Origin of the sequence: Shewanella donghaensis (genome assembly GCF_007567505.1) — a bacterium.
GTDB classification, from domain to species: Bacteria; Pseudomonadota; Gammaproteobacteria; order Enterobacterales; family Shewanellaceae; genus Shewanella; species Shewanella donghaensis.
In genome coordinates this window covers 3,485,692-3,507,793 of record NZ_CP041783.1, presented here as the reverse complement: position 1 = coordinate 3,507,793, position 22,102 = coordinate 3,485,692, and the positions used below count along the sequence as shown (strand labels likewise).

At 41.7% G+C, this 22,102-nt stretch carries 17 protein-coding genes and 1 other RNA gene; 9 read left to right on the top strand and 9 right to left on the bottom strand.

Features of this window, described 5'->3' with window-relative positions:
• Positions 1-2,229: a carbohydrate-binding family V/XII gene (locus tag FPK91_RS15070; protein WP_227006582.1), complete on the bottom strand. Its 2,229-nt coding sequence runs from the start codon at positions 2,227-2,229 to the stop codon at positions 1-3.
• A gap of 346 nt (positions 2,230-2,575) precedes the next feature.
• Positions 2,576-3,985, bottom strand: a complete 1,410-nt coding sequence (glnA, locus tag FPK91_RS15065) for a glutamate--ammonia ligase (RefSeq protein WP_144211993.1) — start codon at positions 3,983-3,985, stop codon at positions 2,576-2,578.
• Between the two features lie 469 nt (positions 3,986-4,454).
• Here glnA and typA point away from each other — a divergent pair, with 469 nt between their 5' ends.
• The 5 genes from typA to glnG all read left to right on the top strand — a co-directional run bounded on the left by typA (position 4,455) and on the right by glnG (position 10,083).
• Positions 4,455-6,266 (top strand): translational GTPase TypA, encoded by a 1,812-nt coding sequence (gene typA, locus FPK91_RS15060; protein WP_144211992.1) that lies wholly within the window; start codon positions 4,455-4,457, stop codon positions 6,264-6,266.
• 255 nt (positions 6,267-6,521) lie between these two features.
• The gene (gene ppnP, locus FPK91_RS15055; protein ID WP_144211991.1) at positions 6,522-6,833 is read left to right on the top strand and encodes a pyrimidine/purine nucleoside phosphorylase; all 312 of its coding nucleotides are present in this window, start codon (positions 6,522-6,524) and stop codon (positions 6,831-6,833) included.
• 91 nt (positions 6,834-6,924) lie between these two features.
• Positions 6,925-7,470 (top strand): DUF4124 domain-containing protein, encoded by a 546-nt coding sequence (locus tag FPK91_RS15050; protein ID WP_144211990.1) that lies wholly within the window; start codon positions 6,925-6,927, stop codon positions 7,468-7,470.
• A gap of 129 nt (positions 7,471-7,599) precedes the next feature.
• Complete coding sequence (gene glnL, locus FPK91_RS15045; RefSeq protein ID WP_144211989.1) at positions 7,600-8,637, top strand: nitrogen regulation protein NR(II); 1,038 nt, start codon at positions 7,600-7,602, stop codon at positions 8,635-8,637.
• 30 nt (positions 8,638-8,667) lie between these two features.
• Positions 8,668-10,083 (top strand): nitrogen regulation protein NR(I), encoded by a 1,416-nt coding sequence (gene glnG, locus FPK91_RS15040; RefSeq protein ID WP_144211988.1) that lies wholly within the window; start codon positions 8,668-8,670, stop codon positions 10,081-10,083.
• A gap of 124 nt (positions 10,084-10,207) precedes the next feature.
• Here glnG and FPK91_RS15035 read toward each other — a convergent pair whose 3' ends face one another.
• Entirely contained in the window at positions 10,208-11,584 is a 1,377-nt protein-coding gene (locus FPK91_RS15035; protein WP_144211987.1) for a GntP family permease, read from the bottom strand.
• Positions 11,585-11,722: 138 nt separating this feature from the next.
• On the opposite strand from FPK91_RS15035, the gene FPK91_RS15030 reads away from it, so the two are divergent.
• Positions 11,723-12,232 carry a gluconokinase gene (locus tag FPK91_RS15030; protein ID WP_144211986.1) on the top strand — a complete coding sequence of 170 codons (510 nt, stop codon included), beginning with the start codon at positions 11,723-11,725 and terminating at the stop codon, positions 12,230-12,232.
• A 96-nt stretch (positions 12,233-12,328) separates the two neighbouring features.
• On the opposite strand, the gene fieF is transcribed toward FPK91_RS15030, so the two are convergent.
• Both fieF and FPK91_RS15020 read right to left on the bottom strand, forming a co-directional pair.
• On the bottom strand, positions 12,329-13,198 hold the full coding sequence (gene fieF, locus FPK91_RS15025; RefSeq protein ID WP_144211985.1) for a cation efflux pump FieF: 870 nt from the start codon (positions 13,196-13,198) through the stop codon (positions 12,329-12,331).
• Between the two features lie 66 nt (positions 13,199-13,264).
• Positions 13,265-13,768: a Spy/CpxP family protein refolding chaperone gene (locus tag FPK91_RS15020; protein WP_144211984.1), complete on the bottom strand. Its 504-nt coding sequence runs from the start codon at positions 13,766-13,768 to the stop codon at positions 13,265-13,267.
• Positions 13,769-14,161: 393 nt separating this feature from the next.
• Here FPK91_RS15020 and FPK91_RS15015 point away from each other — a divergent pair, with 393 nt between their 5' ends.
• The 3 genes from FPK91_RS15015 to FPK91_RS15005 all read left to right on the top strand — a co-directional run bounded on the left by FPK91_RS15015 (position 14,162) and on the right by FPK91_RS15005 (position 17,945).
• A complete protein-coding gene (locus tag FPK91_RS15015) occupies positions 14,162-15,580 on the top strand; it encodes a cytochrome C biosynthesis protein (RefSeq protein WP_144211983.1) in 1,419 nt (472 codons plus the stop codon).
• A 302-nt stretch (positions 15,581-15,882) separates the two neighbouring features.
• Positions 15,883-16,569: a response regulator gene (locus FPK91_RS15010; protein ID WP_144211982.1), complete on the top strand. Its 687-nt coding sequence runs from the start codon at positions 15,883-15,885 to the stop codon at positions 16,567-16,569.
• Positions 16,569-17,945 carry an ATP-binding protein gene (locus tag FPK91_RS15005; protein WP_144211981.1) on the top strand — a complete coding sequence of 459 codons (1,377 nt, stop codon included), beginning with the start codon at positions 16,569-16,571 and terminating at the stop codon, positions 17,943-17,945. The genes FPK91_RS15010 and FPK91_RS15005 overlap by 1 nt, the downstream gene beginning before the upstream one ends.
• A gap of 465 nt (positions 17,946-18,410) precedes the next feature.
• Here FPK91_RS15005 and FPK91_RS15000 read toward each other — a convergent pair whose 3' ends face one another.
• The 4 genes from FPK91_RS15000 to rsmI all read right to left on the bottom strand — a co-directional run bounded on the left by FPK91_RS15000 (position 18,411) and on the right by rsmI (position 22,014).
• Positions 18,411-19,688: a hypothetical protein gene (locus FPK91_RS15000; RefSeq protein WP_144211980.1), complete on the bottom strand. Its 1,278-nt coding sequence runs from the start codon at positions 19,686-19,688 to the stop codon at positions 18,411-18,413.
• Between the two features lie 240 nt (positions 19,689-19,928).
• Positions 19,929-20,057 (bottom strand): hypothetical protein, encoded by a 129-nt coding sequence (locus tag FPK91_RS14995; RefSeq protein ID WP_158638093.1) that lies wholly within the window; start codon positions 20,055-20,057, stop codon positions 19,929-19,931.
• Between the two features lie 650 nt (positions 20,058-20,707).
• Positions 20,708-21,051, bottom strand: an RNA gene (gene rnpB, locus FPK91_RS14990) — RNase P RNA component class A.
• A 120-nt stretch (positions 21,052-21,171) separates the two neighbouring features.
• Positions 21,172-22,014 carry a 16S rRNA (cytidine(1402)-2'-O)-methyltransferase gene (rsmI, locus tag FPK91_RS14985; RefSeq protein ID WP_144211978.1) on the bottom strand — a complete coding sequence of 281 codons (843 nt, stop codon included), beginning with the start codon at positions 22,012-22,014 and terminating at the stop codon, positions 21,172-21,174.
• Positions 22,015-22,102 lie beyond the last annotated feature (88 nt).

Here is a 22,102-nt window from a genome sequence, read left to right as displayed (position 1 = left end):
TTATCGCCCCCCTCTTGCACGACCTTCTCTAGCCACTCCCGACTGACGAGCTTGTCTAGAACGATTGAGACTTTGATGATCAAAGCCGCCCGATGGACGCGTTCGATTGATAGAACGATTGGTGTTACTAGGCTGATTAAAAGTAGGTTGCCTTGTGGGTGTAGTTTGGCGTGTTGATGTTGCAGGCCGAGTTCTCGTCGATGGGAAACTACTCTGATTGAGCTTAGACGGCTTATTTAAACTCGATGGCTTAGTCACATCTCTCGTGGACGGTGCATTATTCCACTTGCCATCACTACGGTTTTCCCAGCTGCCTTTGTTATCGCGGGCAACGTTACCGTTTCGATCGGCAAAAACATCATTACGACGTTCTTTGTTATGAGTCGCCTTATTAAGGTTCTTATTCGCAAGCGCAGGGCTAGCAATACGATTGCGGGTTTCAGGGCGGTTATACAAGTTGGTTTTACCCACCCTGTTACCTTTAATATTGTTGGTACTCATGCGATTAGAAATCTTAGTTCGATTACCTACACTGATACTATTTCCAATATTAATATTGCCAGTATTAATCACCACAGGACGTTTATAACCGCCACCGTAAATACCGCAACAAGGACGACGGTAACCATAACCTCCGCCCCACACTACACCAGCTCGGTAAAAGCCATTACTCCAACTAACGCCAACATTCCATCCAGTCCATGGGTTATAACCCACATGTAAGCCCCAGGTTGGAGGTCGAGGATAATAGTAGCGCCCCCAATAAGGTGGATAGTAGTAACCCGTTCCATAAATAGGCACGCCGTAATAAGGATATGACCACATATAACCTGGTGTGTAGCCTACATAGACAACTTCAGGCGTTGAATCATAAACCTGTACATATGTGGTGTTATAAACGGGTGAACTTGCAGGGATCTTAGCGATTTCCTCATTAGGGATATTGTCAGCAACAATCCAAGGCCCTTTAGCGGTTGTTGATGTAAACCACACTCCATTGTCAACGGCGTAGTAAGCTTGTTCGATCAAAAGCACTTGTGTCGCTGTGTTTACGGCATACGAAATTGCCGTACCCGTAACCGCTTCGAACTTAGGCTCACCATCGTATTCGACTTCAAGTTTGGCTTCATCACGCTTGATTGCCGCGGTTTGGGGAATTTGTGCATCAAGCATGGCTTGATTGGCTTCATCAGTCCCAGCTACCGACACCCTTAAACCACCAATATCAGATTCTGGTGGAATATCTTTAAAGCTTTCAGGCAGCTTGTCAGCTCTGACGAAAGCCCAAGGTCCAGCCTGTTTCTTCGATTTAAACCAACGACCGGATAACAGCACATACATATCACCTGAAGTGGTCTCTCTTACCCATGGTGTTTCTGTATTACTCACATACAGCAATTTACCAGCAATAAGACTCTGCCATTGAGGAGAACCATCTGTTGCGACTAATTCGGTTGGAGTATCGGAGGCGATAATATGCGGCGCATTGGCAGTACTTTTGGCTGGTTCCTCTTCAGTGTTGACCATTGCCACTAAATCTTCAGGTGGATATAGCGTTACTTGCCAAGGTCCCATAGCATCATCCGCCACGTACCAAAAAGTACCACTGCTTAAGTACAGCTTTTTAGTTTCAATGTTGCGAGCAACTGCAAAAGGCGTATTCAAAATCCTTTCGTAAGGACTGTTTTCGATTTCTCGGAACTGAGGTTCGCCATCATAAGAAAGCAGCACACTCAACTTGCTGCTAAATAAAATCTCCGGCGCATCATTTTTAATATTGTCTAAGCTACGTTTAACTTGCTCCGCACTTTCAAGACTAGCAGATAATCGCGCCATCGAAATATCAAAGCTAGAGCTTGCTAATGCCTCGGTAACAGTATCGGTAAATGTTTGTTGATCTTCAGCAGTTGATGACGGCCAACGCACTTCAGTCACTTCAATATTTCGCACTAAAGCTTTATCGTCTTCAGTATCAATTCTGGCGCTAAACCAAAAAGCACCAAATACAGGATCTTCTTGCCCTTTAACTTCGAATGACATAGCTGCACGGCTCATTAAAACGTTTCCATCTAAGGATTCGGGTTGTGGTTGATAAACCACTAGCGTACCCAGCTTGGTTTCAACATCTTGCGGCCATTCCACTGCAATCGCTGAAAATGGCAGTAAAATCAAGATAACCCACAGGGTCACTTGTTGTAGGCATCGACCTATACCATTAATGATCATCATGCGTCCTTATTCTTAATATCGCTTAGCTGAATCCAGGCGAGATTGACTAATTTGGGCTTAACTACTTAAACTTGGTAATTAAGTATATGTAATAAAATCCATTTCTTTTGATAGTTTACTCATCTTTAACATAAAAGCGTCAGTCGTTGGTTGTTTAACCTGCTCTCTCAATCATCCTGATGGGTAAATAACGATATAGATATTGAGTGCAAGTAAACTAGAAAATTCAAAACTTTCCATTCAAAGATCAAAAAAGCCCTTACTGAAAATCAGTAAGGGCTTTTTACAAGCAATTCGTGTTAACTATTCTTATAAGCGGTCTATAAAACCTTTTTATAAAGACTTCTTATAACGAATAATAAAGTTCGAATTCAACTGGGTGAGTAGTACGTGCAACACGCTCTGCTTCACCTTGCTTGATAGCAATGTATGAATCGATAAAGTCATTAGTGAAGACTTCACCTTTAAGCAAGAATTCACGGTCCGCATCTAAGTTTGCAAGTGCATCTTCTAATGAAGTGGCTACTTGTGGGATCTCAGCCGCTTCTTCTGCTGGTAAGTCGTATAAATCTTTATCCATTGCTTCACCTGGGTGAATCTTATTTTGGATACCGTCTAGACCTGCCATTAATAGCGCAGCAAAACCTAAGTAAGGGTTTGCATGTGGATCAGGGAAACGAGTTTCAATACGACGACCTTTAGGGCTTGGTACCACTGGGATGCGGATTGAAGCACTACGGTTACGTGCAGAATAAGCAAGCATTACAGGCGCTTCGAAATGTGGAACAAGACGCTTGTAAGAGTTTGTACTTGGGTTAGTAAATGCATTCAACGCTTTAGCATGCTTGATAATACCACCAATGTAGTAAAGAGCCATTTCACTTAAACCAGCGTACTTGTCGCCTGCGAATAAGTTAACGCCATCTTTAGCTAAAGATTGGTGAACATGCATACCACTACCGTTATCACCCATAACAGGCTTAGGCATAAATGTTGCTGTTTTACCGTATGCGTGTGCCATGTTATGCACAACATACTTAAGAATTTGAACTTCATCTGCTTTAGCAGTTAGCGTGTTAAAGCGAGTAGCGATTTCGTTTTGACCCGCTGTTGCAACTTCATGGTGATGCGCTTCAACAACTTGACCCATTTCTTCAAGTACTAAACACATAGCACTACGTAAGTCTTGAGATGAATCAACTGGCGCTACTGGAAAGTAACCACCTTTAACAAATGGACGGTGACCAGTGTTACCATCTTCATAGCTAGTACCTGAATTCCATGCAGCTTCTTTTGCATCAACTTTAGCAAAACAACCTGACATGTCAGCACCAAACTTAACATCATCAAATAAGAAGAACTCTGGCTCTGGACCAATTAATACAGTGTCAGCAATACCCGTAGACGTTAAGTATTCTTCTGCTTTCTTAGCAATAGAACGTGGGTCACGATTGTAACCAGTCATTGTGCCTGGCTCTAAAATATCACAACGAATAAGAGCAGTAGTTTCTTCAGTGAAAGGATCAAGAACAAACGTGCTCGCATCTGGCATAAGTACCATGTCAGATTCGTTAATGCCTTTCCAGCCAGTAATAGACGAGCCATCAAACATTTTGCCGTCTTCAAAAAAATCTTCATCAACTTGATGTGATGGGATAGAAACGTGTTGCTCTTTACCTTTTGTATCGGTAAAGCGTAAATCAACAAACTTAACTTCCAATTCTTTAAGTTGCGTTAAAACAGATTCAGCTGACATTCTAAAGCCTCCGGTAGAGTAAGGGTATTCCCTTTTATAATTCAAGTTTACTACTAAACATCAAGTGTTAGTGCGCAAATATCACATAATTGACAATCAATAAGCGATTATCATGCCAGATAGATAAGTAACTGATTCTATTAGCCATGACATCTTCGAATAATTTCAAAATAAACAAATTGCACCGCCACAGTGCATCACTATGCCCCCGTATGGTGCATAAGTCTATATTGGTGCGTCACGAAAAATACTTCTATTGTCATTTGTCACATTTCTGAATAGTTACTACTCTATAATGCAATAAAGTCGAAAAATAACGGTTATTTTTTAGCTAATCATAAAGTGTACAAAAATAATCCTATCCGCAAAGCGTCTCGTGGAGTAGAATGGCACGCTTTTTTATGGTGGCTAAACTTAAATGTCGCTATAAACTCCTATTTATTTGTTTGATGGTATAGAGGTTTTATCCGTGCTAGAGAATTTACGTAACATCGCCATTATTGCTCACGTCGACCATGGCAAAACGACCTTGGTAGACAAGCTTTTGGCACAGTCAGGCACAATTGAAAGCCGAGGCGAAGCCACAGAACGTGTAATGGATTCTAACGATCTTGAAAAAGAACGTGGTATCACCATTCTGGCTAAAAATACCGCCATCAAATGGAACGACTACCGTATTAATATCGTAGACACTCCTGGTCACGCCGATTTCGGTGGTGAAGTTGAACGTGTTCTATCTATGGTAGATTCAGTATTACTATTAGTAGATGCAGTTGACGGCCCAATGCCGCAAACTCGCTTCGTAACTAAAAAAGCGTTCGCTCAAGGCCTTAAGCCAATCGTTGTTATTAACAAGATTGACCGTCCTGGCGCACGTCCTGATTGGGTTATCGACCAAGTATTCGACTTATTCGACAACTTAGGCGCAACTGACGAACAGTTAGATTTCCCTATCGTATATGCTTCTGCATTAAATGGTTTTGCGACTCTTGATCCAGACGAAATTACTGACAACATGACACCTTTGTTCCAAGCAATCGTTGAGAAGGTTTCTTCTCCTGATGCTGATTCAGAAGGTGATTTCCAAATGCAGATTTCTCAAATCGATTACAACTCATACGTGGGTGTTATCGGTATTGGTCGTATTAAGCGTGGTAGCGTTAAACCTAACCAACAAGTGACTATTGTTGGTGCTGATGGTAAGACTCGTAACGGTAAAATGGGCAAAGTATTAGGTTACATGGGCCTTGACCGTCACGAAGTTGAAGAAGCTACTGCTGGCGACATCGTTGCTATTACAGGTTTAGGTGAACTGAAAATTTCAGACACTATCTGTGCACCAACAGCTGTAGAGGCTTTACCACCACTTTCTGTTGATGAACCAACGCTAACAATGACTTTCCAAGTAAACACTTCTCCGTTTGCTGGTAAAGAAGGTAAGTATGTTACTTCACGTAATATCCTTGAGCGTTTAGAGCAAGAGCTTATTCATAACGTTGCATTACGTGTTGAAGAAACTGAATCTCCAGATCGTTTCCGTGTTTCAGGCCGTGGTGAATTACACCTAGGTATCTTAATCGAGAACATGCGTCGTGAAGGTTACGAGTTAGCTGTTTCACGTCCAGAAGTAATCGTTAAAGAAATTGACGGTGAAATGTGCGAGCCATTTGAAACACTTACCGTTGATGTTGAAGAAGAACATCAAGGCGCTGTGATTGAAAAATTAGGCATACGTAAAGGCGACATGAAAGACATGCAGTTAGATGGTAAAGGTCGCGTACGTATCGACTTTATCATTCCTAGCCGTGGCTTAATCGGTTTCCAAACTGACTTCATGACAGCTACATCTGGTAGTGGTCTTATTTACCATTCATTCGACCATTACGGTCCAGTGAAAGGCGGCGATATTGGTCAACGTGCACGTGGTGTATTGATTTCAAACGCTACAGGTAAAGCACTGACTTTCGCATTGTTTAACTTACAAGAACGTGGTCGCCTATTTATCGGCCATGCTGCAGAAGTTTATGAAGGTCAAGTTGTTGGTCTACATGCTCGTGCAAACGACTTAACAGTTAACTGTTTGAAAGGTAAGCAACTTACTAACATGCGTGCATCTGGTACTGATGAAGCACAAGTGTTGACTCCTCCAATCGACATGACACTAGAGCAAGCGCTTGAGTTCATCGATGATGATGAGTTAGTAGAAGTAACACCTTTAAGCATTCGTGTACGTAAGCGTTTCTTAACTGAAAACGAACGTAAGCGTCATAACCGTAAGTAATATGGTTTTGCTTAACTAATTTCTCATTTATGAGAAACAAAAAACCCGCTTAATGCGGGTTTTTTATTGTCTAAAATTCACTAATTAGTAATAAAGCTAATTAATTCAATATCATTCGATAGCCTAAATGGCCCACCATCGATGTTATAAACTTCTACCCTATAACTAAATTTAGCTTTTAATTCATTGAATATGAATATATATTCACCAGCTATGATAATTTAAATAATAATGTAGAAGAAATTGAGGTAACTAATGACAGTAATTAATCAGGTTAATGTAGCCAAGCAAGCAAATGTCTATTTTGATGGCAAAGTCATCAGTCGTACCATTCACTTTGCTGATGGCAGTCATCAAACTCTTGGGGTGGTATTGCCGGGCGAATATACTTTTGATACAGCAGTAGCTGAGGTAATGAACGTCACTTCAGGATCATTTGAAGTACAACTACCAAACACAACTGAATGGAAAACCGTTCCTGCAGGTCAGCTTTTTACACTGGATGCGAAAGTCACATTTAAAATTCGTATCAGCGAAATCAGCGAATACTGCTGTGAGTACAATTAATTAGCCGATGTTAATAGCTAGTTAATGCTGATTTTTAATCCAAAAAAGGCTAATATTAGATTATTTAAAGCTGAAGGTGAAGGAACCCCAAATGCGTTTAACCCTAATTATTAGTCTTATTTTATGTAGTATGATCTTTTCAATCAGCCATGCCACAGTATATCGCTGGGTAGATGATCAAGGAAAAGTGCATTACAGCGACCAACCCGTCGAAAATGCAGAGCCTTTAGAGCTCAAACAAAATACTCAAAATAGCGTCACGGTTCAAATTCCTGCAGAAACAGAAGGCTCAGGAAAAGCTGCAGAAGCAGCAGAGTATCGCATTCGCATTGTAAACCCGACTCAAGAAGAAACCATTCGTAACAACAACGGTAACTTCACTGTCGTGGCCAGCGCCGCACCAGAATTACCTAGTGGTTTTTTAATTGCCCTCTATATTGATGACCTCCTCTATGGTCAACCTCAATCAAGCAGTATTTTTAATGTCACCGAAGTTAATCGCGGTGAACATAACCTAGTGGTTAAAATTTTAGCCCAAAACGGCAAAGTCCTTGCATCAAGTTCTCCAAGAAAGATTTTTCTACACCAAGCATCTGTTTTATCAATTGCTAAACCGGCAACAAGGCCAGCTAAATAACTATATATATCATAACGATAAATATAATTAACTAGGAATTGTATGAACAAATTGTCAGTGTAGAACAAGTTGCACAACGCACCAAAACGGTGCAACATGATGGTGCAACTCTATTATGCAGGACAATTGATGGACACAAACAATCTGCTGAACCATTTGGTTACCGCTGTATTCGTTATTGATAACGAATTACGGCCGCATTACGCCAATGCCGCAGCTGAACAGCTTCTTGGGATCAGTAGCAATAAACTGCTGGAACAGCGTTTGCCTGAGCTATACCAGTTCATGGGCGTTGACTCTGAGCTGTTAAAAGATTCTGTCACCGCCAACCAAGGCATCACTGTAAACACCGCTGCACTCATCACCTTAGACGGTGTTCATCACATGATCGACATTACCCTGAGTCCGATGGAACATGAGGACAACTTGAGTTTACTTGAGCTAAGGCAAGTTGATCAGCAACATCGAATTCACCAACAGCTCAATCTCGATGCTCAACAACAGGCAGCCCAATTTCTAGTTCGAAATCTCGCTCACGAGATTAAAAACCCATTAGGTGGGTTAAGAGGCGCAGCCCAGCTATTGTCCCGAGAGCTCAAAGAGCCTCGTCTAAAAGAATTTACCGATCTTATTATTGAACAAGCAGATAGATTGCGGAATTTAGTCGATAAATTGTTAGGCCCACAGCGCCCAACACAACACTCTGATCATAATATTCATCAAGTGGTGCAGAAAGTATTACAACTTATCGATCTGACATTACCTGCCAATATTACATTAGCTCGAGATTATGACCCTTCCATCCCAGATATGCATATGGATCCCGATCAGTTACAGCAAGCAGTGCTTAATATTGTCCAAAATGCGACTCAAGCATTAGAGCACCATGGTGGTGAAATTCTGATTAGAACTCGCACTCAGCATCAAGTCACTATTGGTACTAAGCGCCACAAACTCGTACTCGCATTATCGATAATCGACAACGGCCCAGGGATCCCAGCAGAGCTATTAGACACGCTGTTCTATCCCATGGTCACAGGAAGAGAAGACGGCTCAGGCTTAGGGCTATCAATAGCCCATAATATTGCGCGTTTACATGGAGGTCGCATTGATTGTGTATCGGCACCAGGACACACCGAGTTTACAATTACTTTGCCATTACAATAATTTGCCACTGATGGCTATAGAGGAAGCAGTATGAATATTAGCGAACAAGTTTGGATCCTCGACGACGATAGTTCGATTCGCTGGGTATTAGAAAGAGCGCTAGCAGGGGCAAAGTTAACAACTGCGAGTTTTGCAGCGGCAGAATCTTTATGGCAAGCCTTAGAAATATCTCAGCCAATAGTCATTGTTTCTGATATTCGTATGCCAGGTACCGATGGGCTGACACTACTTGACCGTATTCAAACACATTACCCGCATATTCCTGTCATTATTATGACCGCACATTCCGATTTAGATAGCGCGGTTAGTGCCTATCAGGCCGGTGCTTTTGAATATTTACCCAAGCCATTTGATATTGATGAAGCCATTGCGTTGGTTGAACGCGCCCTGACCCATGCAACAGAACAAGTGCCAACACCGGTTGAAGAGCCTGAAAAAGTCAAAACACCTGAAATTATTGGTGAAGCGCCTTCGATGCAAGAAGTCTTTCGCGCCATTGGTCGTTTATCGCGCTCGTCAATTAGTGTGCTGATTAACGGTCAATCGGGTACTGGTAAAGAGCTTGTCGCAGGCGCTCTGCATAAACACAGCCCCCGCAAAGACAATCCCTTTATTGCGCTAAACATGGCGGCGATCCCAAAGGATTTGATTGAATCTGAGTTATTTGGCCATGAAAAAGGTGCCTTTACCGGTGCTGCCAATGTGCGCCAGGGGCGATTTGAGCAAGCCAATGGTGGCACATTATTCTTAGATGAAATCGGTGATATGCCGTTAGATGTGCAAACGCGTTTATTGCGAGTGCTGGCTGATGGACAGTTTTATCGTGTCGGTGGCCACATTGCAGTGCAAGTTGATGTAAGAATCATCGCTGCTACTCACCAAGATTTAGAGCAACAAGTACAAAAAGGCGATTTTCGCGAAGATTTATTTCATCGCTTAAATGTCATTCGTGTACATTTACCACCACTTTCACAACGCCGTGAAGATATCACTCAGCTAGCTAATCACTTCCTGACAACCGCAGCAAAAGAAATTGGAGTTGAGCCTAAAATACTCACCAAAGATACAGCCAAAAAGCTCGAACAACTGCCTTGGCCTGGTAATGTGCGTCAACTAGAAAATACCTGTCGCTGGTTAACCGTGATGGCATCAGGGCAAGAGATTTTACCCCAAGACTTACCCCCTGAATTACTCAAAGATCCCGTTAATAGCAGCGAAAGAACCAACGGAGTATCCGATTGGCAAGTGGCATTAACTCAGTGGATTGATGAGAAACTTGCTGCAGGTGAAAGTGATTTATTAACTGAAGTGCAACCAGCATTTGAGCGTATCTTATTAGAAACTGCGCTAAAACATACCCAAGGGCATAAGCAAGAAGCAGCTAAACGTTTGGGTTGGGGACGAAATACATTGACCCGTAAGCTCAAAGAACTGGCAATGGATTAATATTCCATAAGCTAGAATGTTATAAAGCAAAAAGGAGTCCAATTTCGATCACGAAAGGACTCCTTTTTATTATCTATAATTCTGCTCTAAATCCCTTAATTAAAAAGCGATTCATTGATGGTTATTACAGAATAAGTGTTAACACCGCCACAATAATGAACGCGATAGAACCTAATAAGGTTTCCATCACCGTCCAAGTCTTCAACGTTGTCTTTTCATCCATTTCCATCAAGCGGCCGACTAACCAAAAGCCTGAATCATTAAAGTGAGATAACACCGTTGAACCACCCGCAATCGCGATAACAATAAAACATAAATCTAAGTCAGTTAGACCCGTTGTTGCAGCAACCATAGGAGCAATTAACGCCGCCGTAGTGGTTAATGCCACAGTAGCTGAGCCTTGTGCAACACGCAGACAAGTGGCAATAACAAAAGCGGCTACGATTAATGGCATGCCAGTGTCTGATAATGCATTAGCTAATGCTTCACCAATGCCACTTGCACGTAAAACACCACCAAACATACCACCAGCACCGGTCACTAAAATAACCGCACAAATCGGCGCTAATGAATCACCACAAAGCTTTTCAAGGTGCTTCATACCGTAGTCTTTAGCAAAGACGACCAAGCAAACCAATAGCGTAATCAATAGTGCTACAGGTGTTTTACCTAACATTCGCAGCGTTTCAACTAATGGGGAAGATCCATCAATCATTCCCGCTACCGCTAAGGTATTTAAACCTGTATCCATAAAGATTAATAAAACCGGTAACACTAGAATCATCATCACAGTACTAAACTTTGGCAACTTAGCAGGATCAATGACTCCATTAGCATTAAAGAATACTTTTGATAATGGAATATCAAACTTCTTACCTGCATATAAGCCAAATAAGTAAGCACCCACATACCAAGTCGGAATCGCAACCATCATACCGACAAACAGCAACATACCAATATTGGCACCCAGTAAGTCAGCTGCGGCCACTGGGCCAGGATGCGGGGGAACAAAAGCATGCATGACTGCAAATGCACCCGCTGATGGCAAGGCATATTTAAGCGGCGAGCCACCAAACTTATGTGCCACACTTAAAATAATCGGCATCATCACGATAAGACCGGCATCAAAGAAGATAGGAAAGCCAAATAATAGCGAAGCCACACCTAACGCTAACGGGGCTTTTTCTTTACCGAAGCGACCAATCAAGGTATCTGCCAGCACTTGTGCGCCGCCAGTCACTTCTAAAGTTTTACCAATCATAGCCCCAAGGCCAACAAGTAATGCCACTGAGGCGAGTGTTCCACCAAAGCCAGACATCATGGTCGGAACAACTTGTTCACTTGAAATACCCGCTGCTACAGCAGTGGCAAAACTCACTAATGTTAGCGACACGAATGCATGCACTTTGAGTTTGATGATCAGTATCAGTAATGCAAAAATTGCCATTGCTGCAACGGTTAATAAATAGGTTGGATCTGCTACTTGAGCTATTGATTCCATTTTCTGTCCTAGGGTATTTTAGTATTAGTATTATGGGGGTTCACAACGCTACATCTCATCAGTAAACTGTATCGCAACAACAAGATGCGTCGTAAAACTCGCGAAGTATATAGCTCAAAATAACTGCAAGGAACGAAAATGACCGGTAAAAGCATTATTGTAATGGGCGTGTGTGCCTGCGGTAAAAGTAGCGTTGGTGAACAGTTGGCAAATGTTATCAATGCTAAGTTTATTGACGGCGATGACTTACACCCAAAAGCTAATATTATAAAAATGGCCAGTGGTGAACCGCTTAATGATGACGACCGAGCGCCTTGGCTTGAACGGATCAGAGATGCCGCTTTTAGCGTTGAGCAAAAAAATGAAACTGCTGTGATCGTATGCTCAGCACTTAAAAAGAATTATCGAGAACAAATACGCGATGGCAATAATCAGGTGATATTTCTGTATTTGGAAGGGAGTTATGAACTCATTTTGAATCGCATTAATGCCCGCAAAGGTCATTTTATGAAACCCGGCATGGTTGATAGCCAATTTTCGACGTTGGAAGACCCAAGTGGTGAACCTAACGTTATTACGGTCAACATTGATAATACCATTGCAGGTATTGTTGAACAGGCAGCGCAAAAGCTAACATCTTTAGCCTAGTATTTCATCGAAAAAACCAGATCCTCTCTAGAAATAAATCCTCTCAACCTAGTAATAAAAAAAGCCGCTTACGCGGCTTTTTTATTGTACTAATTATTAAATGGGGTCTTGGTGAATAATCACTTCGGCATCAGCAAATTCAGCCCGCAATCGATCTTCTGTGCCATCGGTAATTTCATGTGCCTCTTGTAATAACAGTTGGCCATTAAGCTCGATATGGAACTGTATAAAGGTCGTTTTACCCGCCTGACGAGTACGTAAATCATGAATGCCATTCACTCGAGGATCTTGTACTGCAATTGCCACGATTTGAGCCCGAGTATCTTCATCTAGCTCGCGATCCAATAATGACTGAATCGAGCGGTAACCTAAATCGATAGCTTGATGACCGATATAAAGCGCAATCAATACTGCAAACAATCCATCAGCCCACCACCAGCCATACTGAGCCAAAACTAACGCTAGCAGCACTGCGCCATTTAAAAACAAATCGGACTTATAATGTAATGAGTCAGCTTCAACCACGGTACTGTTGGTTTTCGCTAACGCTTTCTTCTGTAGCATCACCAAAGCAAATGTCATGATAAGCGCGATAATAGACACCACCACACCAACACCCACATTAGTTACTTCAACGGGATTAAATAACCGTTCGCCACCATAAAACATCAATAAAAAAGCTGAGCCAAGAATAAAGGCAGATTGTGCAAGGGAGGCTAACGGTTCAGCTTTACCATGACCGTAACGATGATCGTCATCGGCAGGTAAAATCGCATAGCGAATCGCAATGAAGTTAACAATGGATGCGAGAGCATCAGCAAAGGAATCAGTCAGTGAAGCTAACATGCTCGCCGACCCTGAATAGAGCCAAGCGAGCATTTTTATCACGATAAGGATTAACGCTGTAGCCACAGCCGCACGGCTGGCGAGCTTTACCCAAAAATCGTATTCAGATTCTTCAGTCATAATAGAGAAAACACTAGTCATTAAAACAATTTAGTTGATCTCTAGTATAGCTGAGTCGTTGTTAAATTAACGAGAACCTTTACTTTTTACCTTAGTAAAACGTGACTCAAATTTCTGTTGTTGCTCTTCAGTCAGCAATTGAAACACTTCATTTTGCATTTTAAAGAAGTTAAGCATGTGCTGCTTTTGCTTAGCTTGTTTATCAGCAATCATTAGCTCTGCTTGAGCTTCATCGAAATTAGCATTACTAATCAATGCCAACATATCAGTTTTATGAGCGCTACGTTCTTCAGCAGAAGGACGGTCATCTTTATCTGCTCTGTACTTTGCCACAATCGCTTTAACATCCGTTTTTTGCGTATCGCTTAGGTCTAATGAACGTAGCATTTTACGCATGCCTTTTTCCATGCTTTTACCATGATGCTTGCCGCCATGGGCTCTTTCACTTTTTTGCGTTTGCTCAGTTTGAACTGACGTATCAGTGTTAGCAGCATAAAGTTGACCGGCTAATAATGCAGAAGAAGCCACTATCGCAATAACACTCGCTTTGATTTTTGATGCTGTTTTCATAATTTCACCTTATTAAGTCATTTATTCCAACTACACATTCCGTAATTGGTTTGAAAATTTGCGCTATCAACACAGTGAACAAATACAAGCTGCATTGATAACTGAATCCGGGGATACCTACATCGTGTTTCGTAGGAATGAATTAAGTTTACCGAATGCAATGTCAATGAGGGTTAAGGCTCAGTAAAAGAGTGTAAAGATGTTTTTTTAACCAAAGTGACAACTTAGCCTTATTTCAATAGTTTGCGATGAATCACAGTCGTTATCGCTATAGTGGGAGCGAGTTCACGTATATAAAAACAGATAGTTTCCATACTGAACAAAGTTAAGAATCTGCTATCAGAGTTACTAATTAGTATCTAACGTTGTACGCAGTTTATATTGAGGTTACAAATGAACAAGTTTGCCACCAGCATCATTTTTATATGCAGTTTACTATTTTCACTCAGTGGAACCGCACAAGCTGTGGAAGTTCCAAATAATAACAATGCCAATGTATGGGTTAACCAAACTCAAAATGAGCCCAGTGTTAACTTACACTTCTTCTGGTCAGAAACCTGCCCGCATTGTCGTGAAGCACACCCTTTTATTGATGCTTTAGCGGAACGCTATAGCTGGATTAATTTACAAGCCTCGCTAATTAGTGAACCTGGTAGTGTTGATAAATTAATGAAGATGGGAGAATTGACTGGTGTTGAACCTAAGTCAGTGCCCTACTTTGCCGTTTGTGGCGAAGCAATTGTGGGTTACAACAATCATGATGTCACTGGACGCTATATTCTAGAACGCCTTGAAGCGTGTTATAGCAAATATGGTGGTAAGATAAAATCGGGTGATTTAATGGCTGATTTTTATCAAGATAAATCTACCGCCGACGCCCCATTATTTGAAACATGTTCCGATGACTCAGACCCAAATAACCCTAGCACTTGCGGAATGGATTTCGATAGTGAAATAACCCAAGATAACACCCCACACATACAGCCGGTTAATATTCCATTAATTGGCGCCGTTCAGCCGGAGAAAATGTCTCTGCCCGTTCTCACCTTAGTACTTGCTGGTGTCGACGCCTTCAATCCCTGTGCATTCTTTGTATTATTATTCTTACTGAGCATTATGGTAAATGCAGGCAGCCGTGGCCGCATGTTATTAGTCGGCGGTATTTTCGTGTTCTTCTCAGGCTTTATTTACTTCATCTTTATGAGTGCTTGGCTCAACTTGTTCCAACTACTTGGCGGCAGCGATGGGGGCTGGATAATTACAGGCGCAGGCTTAATTGCCTTAATCGCCGCCACAGTGAACATCAAAGACTTTTTCTACGGTAAAGGCGATGTCAGTTTATCGATGTCGGTCGAAAACCGCGGCAGCTTGATAAAACGTATGGGCAAACTGTCTAAAGCAAGTTCCTTACCAGCACTTATTTTCGGTTCTGCCGTACTGGCAATATTGGCTAATGCCTACGAATTACTCTGTACTGCGGGTTTCCCGATGATTTACACCTCGGTGTTATCAATTTCAGGGCTAGATAGCATGGAACGCTATTTGTATCTCATTGCCTACAACGTTATCTATATCATTCCGTTAGCGACGATTGTTATCGTTTTTGCTGCAACATTAGGTAAACGTAAGCTCACTGAAAAAGAAGGTGAAGTACTCAAACTCATGTCGGGCATCATGATGCTAGGCTTGGGCGGAATGCTGGTTATCAACCCTACGGCATTACAAGATGTGGTGTTCTCTGTTGGCTTGATTGCGGGATCGATTTTACTGACTTATATCGTGGTTAAAATTAAGCGTTATTTGCAAAAATAGGTCATGTTGTAATTAACATGATAAAAGCGAGTGCCAAAATGGCGCTCGCTTTTGTTTATTGGTTTTCCAAAACTTAGTTTGACTTAAGAGCGTGGCGAGGTATTTAGCTAAAATCCAAAGCTCAATCCAATCGGAACTATTTAGCAAAAAATATTACACTCAATTTCACTTTTTTTACCATGAGGGCCGAATTTTCAATGCTTTACAGCTGCAACAACCCAATATGTAAAAGAATGCAATGATGCTACAACTTAGAGCGCCATTCGTTATATAGTAACGGCTAATTATTGAGTGAGGTTTCCATGAGTCGAATTTTATTAATCGATGATGACGCAGGTTTATCAGAATTATTAGCCCAGCTTTTAGAGCTTGAAGGGTTTACCCTAACTCAGGCATTTGATGGCCAGCAAGGCCTCGATTATGCTCAGCATCAAGATTTCGATTTAATCTTACTTGATGTGATGTTACCAAAACTCAATGGCTTTGAAGTTTTACGCGCATTACGCACTCAAAAGCAAACGCCAGTATTGATGCTAACCGCTCGTGGTGATGAAATTGACCGTGTTGTGGGTTTAGAAATCGGCGCCGATGATTATCTACCAAAACCTTTTAACGACCGAGAGTTGATTGCTCGTATTCGGGCTATTTTACGTCGTTCAAATCTAACTCAGGCCGAATCTAATGCTCAAGAGACTATTACTTTTGGCGACTTAAGCTTAGACCAAGCCAGGCAAGAGCTTTACTGCAATGAGCAACTGATAATTCTAACGGGTACTGAGTTCTCCTTATTGCATAGCCTGATTACCCAAGCAGGTGATTTAGTCACCAAAGAGCAACTCAGTGAAACCGTACTGGGTAAAAAACTGATGCCGTTTGATCGCAGTTTAGATATGCATTTATCTAATCTTCGTAAAAAATTACCTGAGCGTAAAGATGGTCGCCCTCGCGTTAAAACCATCCGTGGCAAAGGCTATATCTGGATCCCGTAATGATCATGTTGTCGTCGTTGAATCGTTTATTTGTTAAGTTACTGCTGGGCTTTTGGCTCTGCAGTTCACTGACTATTGGCTTTGTTGGCATCTTGCCTTTTTTACAAAAAAGTCATGATCAACTCCCAATGGATCAAGGGCAAAAACGTTTACTTAAACGGACTGCTAGCCATTTTATTGAAAGCCCCAAGTTACTCGAAAATCCTAAGGCATTGAAACGTCTGCATCGTAACAGGACGCCAGATGGTAAACCTTTGCGATTCTTTATTCTTAATGACCAAGATGTCGTCATCAACAGCCAAAAAGTGCCCCGCACCTTTAGGCAGTTTCTTCTATTGAGTGAAGAATTTGATGCCCCTATGAGCCACCAATTTCGAGATGAAATGGTCTTTGGCCCTTATACATTTATATCTGACAATAGTGAATATCGCATTTACGGAAGAGTGGCTGATAACCACCCACGACCTTGGTTTTTTTTCTTTAACGACCATAAATTACTCACCGTTCTCATTGCAATGCTTCTATCGGGTATCTTATGTGGCCTTTTAGCATGGTATCTAGGCAAGCCGCTGCGTTCACTCAAATTAAGCGCCAACGCACTCGCCGGCGGCGACTTAACCAGTCGTGTCGATGAAAAAACCGCTGGCCGTAGAGATGAAATGGGCGAATTAGCCTTAGCGTTTAACAGCATGGCAGAATCCATTGAAACCATGATGCATAACCAGCAACGCTTGATGGGTGATATATCCCATGAACTGCGAACACCATTAACGAGACTGCAATTATCTTTAGCGTTAGCGCGTAAGAAAGAACAAAGCACTGTTGAGATAGAGCGCATCGGTTATGAAGCAGAACAGCTTGAAGCACTTATTGCAGAGCTACTGACATTATCTCGGGTAACCATTAGTAACAGCGAAAATAAAGTCCATTTAGAGCTAGCTGAATCATTGAGTCAAATACTAGATGATGCTGAATTTGAAGCAGAACAAAAACAAAAAAAATTGCTTATTGATATACCTGAAACGATTAGCCTTGATCATTATCCTAAAGCCCTATCTCGCGCGATTGAAAATGTACTGCGTAATGCAATACGCTATGCCAACTGTGATATTTCAATCACTGCAATTAGCCAAGATCAAAGCGTAATCATCACCATAAAAGATGACGGCCCAGGTATTGAAGAAGCGGATTTAGAAGAAGTGTTTAAACCATTTTATCGACCTGACAGTTCAAGAGATAGAGAATCTGGAGGCTGGGGTTTAGGCCTCGCAATTACCCAAGCGGCGATAAAACTCAATAATGGCAGTATTAAAGCGAATAATATTAAACCCAATGGATTGCAGGTATTGATTAAATTGCCAGAAAAGGCCTCTTAGTCATATGACCCATTTATTTTACTAACTCACTTAGTGTCACTATCCTTAAGCTATTATTTATTTGCCTAAGCAATAATGAAAAATTCATTTTGAATAATATCTTCAACTATTTTTTCATGGAATTTTTGTAAACGGAAAGATTAGCTTCTCTTACTGTTTACCGCCAAAATATCCGGCACTGACGTTACAAAATCAGTAGGGTTGATATGAAAAAAGTCTAAAAGCTTATTTGGTTCAATCCATAGCCTACACCTTTATAAACTTCTTTTACCCTATGGTAACGAGACTGCCTACTGTCATTTATGTGTAAAGATAATTAATTATGGGTGTCCATACTATTGCTCACACTATTGATTTTAATAGTTTTACCCTAAAAATTCGAAAAAATAAGCGGTTGCTATTTTAAATAACAATCGCTTTATTGAAATAAGTTTAGCTTAACATTGGCGTTACGTCAGAGCTAAGTTAATCGAGTGGTACCGGATCCCCCCAGCCTATTACTTTTATACTTTCTGTCCTGCTTATCACTTCGATGATTAGATCCATTTCGTATTCTTCATCTCGATCTGACGTTCGAGTTCTGATAGTGCGATGTATCCTCGCTCTCCATGGTGTATTTAGCATTTCTATTTCAAGAGCTGCATTCATTTTCTTACTATGTCTCGGTGGAATCGTTGTTCCAGGGATAGGTATTTGAGTTTCGTTTGTCGTCGAATCTGAGGTGCTCCTAGATTCGCCTCCGCTCGCCGTAACCGACATATTGACACTGCCTATTCCGTAGCTAATACCTGTTTGGATTGTCATACCCACTTCCCAATGATACTCGTGGTTCGTTGTATTCTGTGGAATAAACTTTGCCACAACAGCTTGAACCTGAAGAGGACTTTCACTTGCAGGGTTTTCCGCTAAATACTTTGCACCTTTTAATCGTCCAGAACCAAGTTTCTTAGAAGAATAGACCACTTCAGGCTCTCCAACCTTTTTAGGTTTTCCCTGAAGTGTGTCTGTAACTGCTAAGGAAACGATGTCAAAGAAAAAATCATAGCGGCGCGAGCCTGTGTTTGCGGGAGCTCGATTGGAACTACCACCAAAATTCGCAGCTGAGGTATAGCCAAGACTGCGAACGCCACTAGCATTTATCTCGGAGTGCAAGTAGTATTTTTTACGAAACCTGCCGTCCTCATCACCTCCTTGAAGAAAGGAAATGCGGAAGCGATTGCCGTCAGGCTCGAATTTTTCCAATTTCATTTCGTAGGCACGATCTAATTTCCCAGCCTTTCTGTTCATTGGACTGTTTTCTGGTGCAATATCGTCACTAAGAACATTTGGCTCGCCCTCCGAGGGCGGAGCCCACTTCAAGAACCTATTTTCACTGCCTATCTTTGTGGTAATTAACCGTATAACAAGATCGTTTGTGGTGCTGTGGTCACCAAGAACCTCCACCATATACTCCCCCTCTCTGCCATTCTGAGCTGTCGGCCCATAAAGATTTGAACCATCTGACAAGATCCCCACTGGAGCAATATTAATACCTCCCCAAGCATCATAGAAATACACTATTTTTCCTGATGTGAGCGCATGAGCATGATGGACAGGTTCAGGTTTATTTGGATCCCTTTTCTTTTTAGCTTCGTCAAGATAGCTCTGCTTATCAATTTGAAACCAGGTCCTAGCTTGGGCTGATTGAAATGGCAATATACAAACCACTATTACCATTATTACTACTGAAAGTTGTTTTCTCACCTTTTGCTCCTTTGTTAAACCGCTAGGTTCATTTTGAGTATGCTTTTTGAATCGGAGTGATGAGTGACCACAAGGGGCATCTCCGATTGGTGTAAAGGGCAGTGAAATCTCTCACTGGTATCCTTTAGTGTAGCTACAGTTTGAGTAGATAGAGAAATGGGTCACGCGATTTGTCTTTTTCGGGTTTAAAAATGCAATATAACTTCACTCGCGCGCGCCTAAATGGCCCATTGTTGCAATTTACAGCCCTTGTTCGACATAACTTTGTCCGCTTACCAAGACCTTATCTTTGCGCGCATAAGCGCTAAAATATTCGTCATCATGTTTAATTATCACAAGGTTGCCATCACCTTTAAATTCATTACCCACGTAAACTATCCTGCCTCAACAAAATTCAAGAATTAGATAGCCTAATTTTGCTCTTATACTAAAGCCCTATTGCTGCCATCGAAGCCAGTCTAATGATCTTATGCTTTCCTACAGCTAACGATATCCATCCGTTTTTTGCAGTTTAATTGCAGATTTAATTGCAGATTTAATTGCAGATTTAATTGTATTTAAGGATGTTGGGATTTGCTTTTCAATGTATTACATTGATTTTTACCATACTCATGCGAGCTTGAAGGGTCAATTGACAGAATGGTTGATTTTTGAACAGGCTTTACTTTGTCACTTTTCACTCGAAACACCTTTGTAGATACATGCAAGAGTGCCCTAGAAAGGTCAGGCCATCACTGTATAGATAATCATTTGAGTCATGACTATTGGATCAGAGTAAACTAAAAATTTGACTCCATCTGCTCCCAAAAAAAGTCATTACACTCTGATTTAATGACCTTAATTCATATTGAAATTCGATAGTTTTTTATAATTTGCAGATAGTTTTTACTAGAGAATAACAGCCTATTTAGAATAGTAATTTGCGGAATAAAAGTGAGATTTTACTTTTTGAATATGTAAACCTATATTACAGATAGCAAAAAGCCCACTTATCTTTGGATAAGCGGGCTTCGTACTATTAGTTGAGCTGGCCGATAAGCCGGGTCCTGTCTTGGACAGTTATTCATCTAGGCCTGCAATCGCTCACAGGCTCAAGCGACCTACCCGGTCCCAACGCGAGCAGCGCCATACGGGACCCTATTTGGTCTTGCTTCGGATAGAGTTTACCTTGCTACGAACTATTACTAGCCGCACGGTGCGCTCTTACCGCACCCTTTCACCCTTACCAACCGAAGTTGGCGGTCTCCTCTCTGCTGCACTTGTCGTCGGTTTACACCGCCCAGGCGTTACCTGGTATCCTGCTCTTTGAAGCCCGGACTTTCCTCCCCGTTCTTGCGAACGCAGCAACTGTCTGGCCAACTCGGCGCGGATTATAGCGTAAGCAACTGCAACACACCATCTATAATGTCGCTTTTATAATGTCGCTTTATGCGAAACCACTTATCACTTCAGGCTTTAGCCACTGTAAACACGAGCAACTTAACTACAGGCCGATTTCTAAACCATATTTATAAAGTGCATTCTTTTTAAGCCCATGTATTTCACCCGCCAATGCTGAGGCTTTCTTAAGTGGCAGTTCTTGGCATAAAAGCTTTAAGGTATTGATCACCACTGTTGGAATTTCTGATTCAGAGTCAATACGATGACCATGGATCATGATAACAATTTCACCTTTTTGCTGATTCAAATCATCTTTCACTCTTTGCAGTACGCTTGCCACGCTGCCAGATAAAAAAGTCTCAAATGTTTTGGTCACTTCACGGGCCATGACGATTTCACGGTCTTCGCCTAAAGCGGTAACAACTGACTCTAAGCTGTGTACGATTCGATGCGGCGACTCATAAAAGATTAATGTTCTTGGGTCTTCTTTAAGTGCTGATAGTTTATCGATACGACCCTTCTCTTTTGATGGTAAAAATCCTTCAAAAGAAAAACGATCAGACGGTAAACCTGATGCACTTAATGCGGTAATAGCTGCACAAGGTCCCGGTAATGGAATAACATTGTAACCCGCTTCACGCACTTGTTTGACCAAGTGATAGCCAGGGTCTGAAATCAGTGGTGTTCCTGCATCTGAAATGAGTGCTACAGCTTCGCCATTACTCAGCTTTTGAATAATCCACTGTGCTCTGTCGCGTTCATTATGATCATGCAATGCCGTTTTACGGGTCTCAATCCCAAAATGACTCAGTAATTTTCCACTATGACGCGTGTCTTCACAGGCAATGAGTTTAACGTTATTTAGCACATCAATTGCACGGCTGCTGATGTCTCCTAAATTGCCTATAGGAGTGGGAACGATATAAAGTGCGACCGATAGGTCCATAACTACCTCTGTATTGACTATCATCAAGACTTTCGCCAAGTGAAAGAGCAGGTTAAACTAGAGTCAGCATCTTACCAGAGTGAAGCCC